Source organism: Pseudomonas sp. P5_A2_2 (assembly GCF_054177685.1).
This window is the reverse complement of the sequence record NZ_JBGCUL010000253.1, coordinates 1-5,703: the sequence shown is the minus strand read 5'-3', so window position 1 is coordinate 5,703 and position 5,703 is coordinate 1. Positions and strand designations below refer to the sequence as shown.

Annotated in this window: 6 protein-coding genes; 3 read left to right on the top strand and 3 right to left on the bottom strand. The window is 57.8% G+C overall.

The features are described 5' to 3' along the window. Positions 1–70: 70 nt before the first annotated feature. A complete protein-coding gene (locus ACXRVY_RS15470; RefSeq protein WP_223459162.1) occupies positions 71–616 on the bottom strand; it encodes a gamma carbonic anhydrase family protein in 546 nt (181 codons plus the stop codon). 88 nt (positions 617–704) lie between these two features. Here ACXRVY_RS15470 and prlC point away from each other — a divergent pair, with 88 nt between their 5' ends. Together prlC and ACXRVY_RS15460 are read left to right on the top strand one after the other, a co-directional pair. Beyond that, complete coding sequence (prlC, locus tag ACXRVY_RS15465; protein WP_223459164.1) at positions 705–2,756, top strand: oligopeptidase A; 2,052 nt, start codon at positions 705–707, stop codon at positions 2,754–2,756. Then, a complete protein-coding gene (locus ACXRVY_RS15460) occupies positions 2,753–3,040 on the top strand; it encodes a YheV family putative zinc ribbon protein (RefSeq protein ID WP_008018424.1) in 288 nt (95 codons plus the stop codon). Before prlC ends, ACXRVY_RS15460 begins: the two co-directional genes overlap by 4 nt. A gap of 42 nt (positions 3,041–3,082) precedes the next feature. Here ACXRVY_RS15460 and ACXRVY_RS15455 read toward each other — a convergent pair whose 3' ends face one another. Together ACXRVY_RS15455 and ACXRVY_RS15450 are read right to left on the bottom strand one after the other, a co-directional pair. Continuing rightward, complete coding sequence (locus ACXRVY_RS15455; RefSeq protein ID WP_223459166.1) at positions 3,083–3,727, bottom strand: dual specificity protein phosphatase family protein; 645 nt, start codon at positions 3,725–3,727, stop codon at positions 3,083–3,085. Positions 3,728–3,967: 240 nt separating this feature from the next. Then, a complete protein-coding gene (locus tag ACXRVY_RS15450; protein ID WP_223459168.1) occupies positions 3,968–4,273 on the bottom strand; it encodes a hypothetical protein in 306 nt (101 codons plus the stop codon). 214 nt (positions 4,274–4,487) lie between these two features. On the opposite strand from ACXRVY_RS15450, the gene ACXRVY_RS15445 reads away from it, so the two are divergent. Further along, positions 4,488–5,546, top strand: coding sequence for a PA0069 family radical SAM protein (locus tag ACXRVY_RS15445; protein WP_458237699.1), 1,059 nt, complete (start codon positions 4,488–4,490; stop codon positions 5,544–5,546). Positions 5,547–5,703 lie beyond the last annotated feature (157 nt).

The window sequence follows — 5,703 nt, the reverse complement described above, 5'->3', positions numbered from 1 at the left end:
GTCAGGGTGCCATCGAGGTCGAACAAAACGGTTTGGTAATGCATGTCGAATCCTGAATAAGAGGGCCGGGTCAAAGCTGGTCGTAACCTTCGGCCAGATGCAGGTCCTTGAGCTTCACGTAGTTCGCCGCGCTGTAGGTGAAAAAGGCGCGCTCCTTGTCGGTCAGCGGGCGGATCTGCTTCACCGGGCTGCCCACATACAGGAAGCCGCTTTGCAGATGCTTGCCCGGCGGCACCAGGCTGCCGGCACCAATGATCACATCATCGTCGACCAGCGCACCGTCCATGACGATGCTGCCCATGCCGATCAACACCCGGCTGCCCACCGAACAGCCATGCAACATGACTTTGTGGGCGATGGTCACGTCATCGCCGATCAGCAATGGAAAGCCATCCGGATTGAACGGCCCGGCGTGGGTGATGTGCAACACGCAGCCATCCTGCACGCTGGTGCGCGCACCGATGCGGATGCGGTGCATGTCGCCACGGATCACTGTCAGCGGCCAGACCGAGCTGTCTTCACCGATTTCAACATCGCCGATCACCACCGCCGAGCCGTCTACAAAAGCGCCTTTACCCAGCAGCGGCGTGTGGTTCTGATACTTGCGAAGGTTCACGATAGGGTTTCTCTCTGTTGCTGATAGCTGCGGTGAACGTCGATTGTAATTAAGATGGTTGCATGTTTCTCCAGCCAAGGTATCAACCGTGAGCGTGAACAACCCTCTTTTGCAGTCCTATGACCTGCCGCCGTTCTCCGCCATCCGCGCCGAACACGTACAACCGGCCATTGAACAGATCCTGGCTGACAACCGCGCTGCCATCGTCGAGATCCTCAAGACCCAGGTCAAACAGCCAACGTGGGCCGGTCTGGTACTGGCGATGGACGAGCTCAACGACCGCCTGGGCGCCGCCTGGAGCCCGGTCAGCCACCTCAACGCCGTGTGCAACAGCGCTGAACTGCGTGAAGCCTACGAGTCGTGCCTGCCGGCCTTGAGCGCCTACTCCACCGAACTGGGTCAGAACCGCGAACTGTTCCAGGCCTTCGAAGCCCTGGCCAGCAGCCCGGAAGCGGCCGGTTTCGACGTCGCGCAGAAAACTATCCTGGAGCACTCCCTGCGTGACTTCCGCCTGTCGGGTATCGACCTGCCGGAAGCCGAGCAGAAGCGTTACGCCGAAGTGCAGAGCAAGCTGTCCGAGCTGGGCAGCCGTTTCTCCAACCAGCTGCTCGACGCCACTCAGGCGTGGACCAAACACATCACCGATGAAGCCGCCCTCACCGGCCTGACGGATTCCGCCAAGGCACAAATGGCCGCCGCGGCCCAGGCGAAGGATCTGGATGGCTGGCTGATCACGCTGGAATTCCCGAGCTATTATGCGGTGATGACCTACGCCCAGGACCGCGCACTGCGTGAAGAAGTTTATGCGGCTTACTGCACCCGTGCGTCGGACCAGGGACCGAATGCCGGTCAGAACGACAACGGCCCGGTCATGGAAGAAATCCTCGACCTGCGTCAGGAACTGGCCAAGCTGTTGGGTTTCAGTAGTTTCTCCGAGCTGAGCCTGGCGACCAAAATGGCTGAATCCAGCGATCAGGTGCTGAGTTTCCTGCGTGATCTGGCCAAGCGCAGCAAGCCGTTCGCCGCCCAGGATCTGGAGCAGCTCAAGGCTTACGCCGCCGAACAAGGCTGCCCGGATCTGCAGAGTTGGGACAGCGGTTTCTACGGTGAAAAACTCCGTGAACAGCGTTACAGCGTGGCCCAGGAAGCCCTGCGCGCCTACTTCCCGATCGACAAGGTGTTGAGTGGTCTGTTTGCCATTGTTCAGCGACTGTACGGCATCGAAATCGCCGAGCTCAAAGGCTTCGACACCTGGCACCCGGATGTCCGCCTGTTCGAGATCAAGGAAAACGGCCAGCATGTCGGCCGCTTCTTCTTCGACCTGTATGCTCGTGCCAACAAGCGTGGCGGGGCCTGGATGGATGGCGCCCGGGACCGTCGTCGTACCGCTGGCGGCGTGCTACAAAGCCCGGTGGCGAACCTGGTGTGCAACTTCACCCCGGCCGACAGCGGCAAGCCTGCGCTGCTGACCCACGATGAAGTCACCACCCTGTTCCATGAATTCGGTCACGGCCTGCATCACTTGCTGACCCGCGTCGAGCATGCTGGGGTGTCCGGCATCAATGGCGTGGCCTGGGATGCCGTCGAACTACCAAGTCAGTTCATGGAAAACTGGTGCTGGGAGCCGGAAGGCCTGGCGCTGATTTCCGGTCATTATGAAACCGGCGAACCGCTGCCTCAGGACCTGCTCGGGAAAATGCTCGCGGCGAAAAACTTCCAGTCCGGCCTGATGATGGTCCGCCAACTGGAGTTCTCTCTGTTCGACTTCGAATTGCACGCGACCCACGGCGACGGCCGCAGCGTGCTGCAAGTGCTCGAAGGCGTGCGTGACGAGGTCTCGGTGATGCGCCCGCCGGCCTACAACCGCTTCCCCAACAGCTTTGCGCATATCTTCGCCGGTGGTTATGCCGCGGGTTATTACAGCTACAAATGGGCTGAAGTGCTGTCGGCCGATGCGTTCTCGAAGTTTGAAGAAGAAGGCGTGCTCAACGCCGACACCGGTCGCGCCTTCCGTGAAGCGATCCTGGCACGCGGCGGTTCCCAGGAGCCTATGGTGCTGTTCGTCGACTTCCGTGGCCGTGAGCCATCGATTGACGCACTCTTGCGCCATAGCGGCCTGAGTGAGGACGCAGCAGCATGAGCGAGGGACCTGTGATTACGAAAAAACGCTTTATCGCCGGGGCGGTCTGCCCGGCATGCAGCGAGCCGGACAAGTTGATGATGTGGAACGAAGACCAGGTCCCGCACCGTGAGTGCGTGGCCTGCGGTTACTCCGACACACTCAATGAGCAAGGGCTGTCGGTGCCCAAGGAGTTGGGTACGCGGGTTAATACCAGTGCACTCAAACCAGCCGACACCAAGGTTCAGGCGGTTCAGTTCTTCCCGAACCCGAAACTGAAGAAAAAGCCGGACGAACAACACTGAGTGAAAAAAAGCCCCCGTTGCGCAATGCCGCGGGGGCTTTTTTTATTCGATATGAGCGGACTTGAACCAGCTCTTCATCGAGCACGCGGCGAACGGGCTGGTGCTGCAATCGCCATTGGCCAGCGCCGTGCGCAGTTTGTCCACGTCGGCCTGCATCATGTAGCGAATACCGTCCTTGAAATGGGTGCTGTCGCCAAAGCCACCCTGGGTCATTTCGTTCAGTGCCTCTTCCTTGCTCCAGCCCTGGATGACAACCCGGTACATGGCCGCCATCAGGCCGGTACGGTCGGAACCGTGTTTGCAGTGCATCAGCACCGGGCCTTTGGCTTCGGCCGACTTGATGGCGCGCAAGGCCTTGAGCACATCGGCGTCATCCACGTGGTTGGTGCGATAAGGCAGCTGTACTTGCGTGATGCCTGGCGTTGACAACCAACTGGAGTCCGCTTCAGGCAGGAAGTTGATCACCGTGCCCACCTTCAGCTTCTCCAGCAGCGGCACCGCGCCCTTGTCCGGCAAGGCGCTGCGAAAGAGCGTCGGCGACATCTGGAAGAGGTTGTATTGCTTCTCGACCGGTTGGGCCCAGTCCGCCGGACGCTGCGTCGCGCTGTCGTCAGCAAGTGCCAGTGTCAGGTTAGCGAGTGCAACCAACGACAGGCATATTGCAGATAAAATTCGTGATAGAGGCATGCTTGAGCGACCGTTCAGAAAGGGACGGGAAGATGCTGACAAGGGTCTGCCATGCACGGTCAAAGGTCTGTGAGCTGTTCGTCAAAGAATCGTGAAGCAGATAGCTTGGTGGTTGTTTTCACTAAACATGATGGATTCGTAAAATATCGATGAACTAATACTTGCAGTAAAAGTACTCCGGTCGAATGCTAAGTTCGACCAGGGCTAATTAGCTGTGTCTGAATTTTCTATAAATACTGATCAAGGCCTGGCAATACTGACATAGGCTTTAGCCAGGGCCAGAAGTTTAGCCTTGTCATCGGCGTCAATATCGCCGTCACCATCGATATCCTTGTTGATATTACCGAGGCTGAACGATTGGCCACCGTCATGGGACGATGCAATGAGGATGGTAGAGTCCAGTAAAGCTGTGGTCCCCAGGTTATTTTCAGCGTCCCAATCTTCTTCTTTCAATGCGAACTGCATTGAGACAAGCACTTCGTTTGGGTCGACTATTGTTGGGCCAAGCTTTTGCAGAAAAATACCGCGACGATTGAAAAATGACATCATTAAGTCCTTTTTAAAAAATATCCATGTTTACGTTTGTTGCGGAAAAGACAATAGCGATATTTCTTATGAGATGACCAGCCACAATATGTATCTCTTAGTTGCCGTTCAACAACTTTGCGATATATGAGCGCTGAGAAAATGCCGAACGGCACTGGTCGGCTGATCGTTGTCGATATACTGTATGTGCATACAGCAGTCAGGATTCTCCCCCATGCACACGCCATTGCCCCCACGTGGCCGCGGCACCGCGACCAATCCGCACAACCGCTTCGCCCCGAACCGTTCGGTGGCTGAAGACGATGGTTGGTACCAGGAAGTGCCGATCACCCAAGGCACAGAGGTGCAGATCGAAAAGGCGAAAACCATCATTACCCGCAACACGTCGCCGGACTTGCCCTTCGATCGCTCGATCAATCCCTATCGCGGCTGCGAGCACGGTTGCATTTATTGCTATGCGCGCCCCAGTCACGCCTATTGGGACATGTCGCCGGGGCTGGATTTCGAGACAAAGCTGATCGCCAAGACCAACGCCGTGGATGTGCTGGAGGAGCAGTTGTCCAAACGTGGCTATCAATGTGCACCAATCAACCTCGGTTCCAACACCGACCCGTATCAACCGATCGAGCGTGAATACAAGATCACCCGGCAAACCCTCGAAGTGTTGCTGCGCTATCGGCATCCGGTGACCATCGTCACCAAGGGATCGCTGATTCTTCGCGACCTGGACCTGTTGACCGAGCTTGCCGGCCAAAGACTGGTTGCGGTAATGATCAGCCTGACCACCCTGGACGACGAACTCAAACGCATCCTCGAACCGCGCGCCGCGGCGCCCAAGGCCCGGTTGCGGGCGATCAGGGTCATGCGCGATGCAGGCATCCCGGTGGGCGTGCTGTGTTCACCGATGATTCCGATGATCAACGACAGCGAACTCGAAAGTCTGCTCGCCGAGGCCCACGGTGCCGGGGCACAGAGCGCCGCCTACATGATGCTGCGCTTACCGCTGGAAGTGGCGCCCCTGTTCGAGGAATGGCTGGCGGCCCACTACCCTCAACGGGCAGCGCATGTCCTGAGCCTGATTCGCCAGAGCCGTGGTGGCGAACTGTATGACAGCCGCTYTGGTGCGCGGATGCGCGGTGAAGGCCCGTTTGCGGACCTGCTGGCGCAGCGCTTTGCCAAAGCGATCAAACGGCTGGGACTCAATCACCGGGAGGGGTTCAATCTGGACTGCGAAGCCTTTTGTCCGCCGGGTCGCCAAATGTCGTTGATTTGAGGACAATTGGCCTATGGTTGAGTACTGAAGAGCACGCTTACGTATTAGTCTGGTCACGTTTTATGTGACCTGGAACACGCGTCCTAGAGCGTTTTATTCAGTTTCAATTAAGATTCGGCCGCTACCTTGTTCATCGAGTGACCGATGGGTCGAGATG

Excerpts from the sequence above, each read along its gene's own strand:
- ACXRVY_RS15460 (WP_008018424.1), top strand. The coding sequence starts at position 2,753 with ATGAGCGAGGGACCTGTGATTACGAAAAAACGCTTTATCGCCGGGGCG.
- ACXRVY_RS15455 (WP_223459166.1), bottom strand. The coding sequence starts at position 3,727 with ATGCCTCTATCACGAATTTTATCTGCAATATGCCTGTCGTTGGTTGCA.
- ACXRVY_RS15450 (WP_223459168.1), bottom strand. The coding sequence starts at position 4,273 with ATGTCATTTTTCAATCGTCGCGGTATTTTTCTGCAAAAGCTTGGCCCA.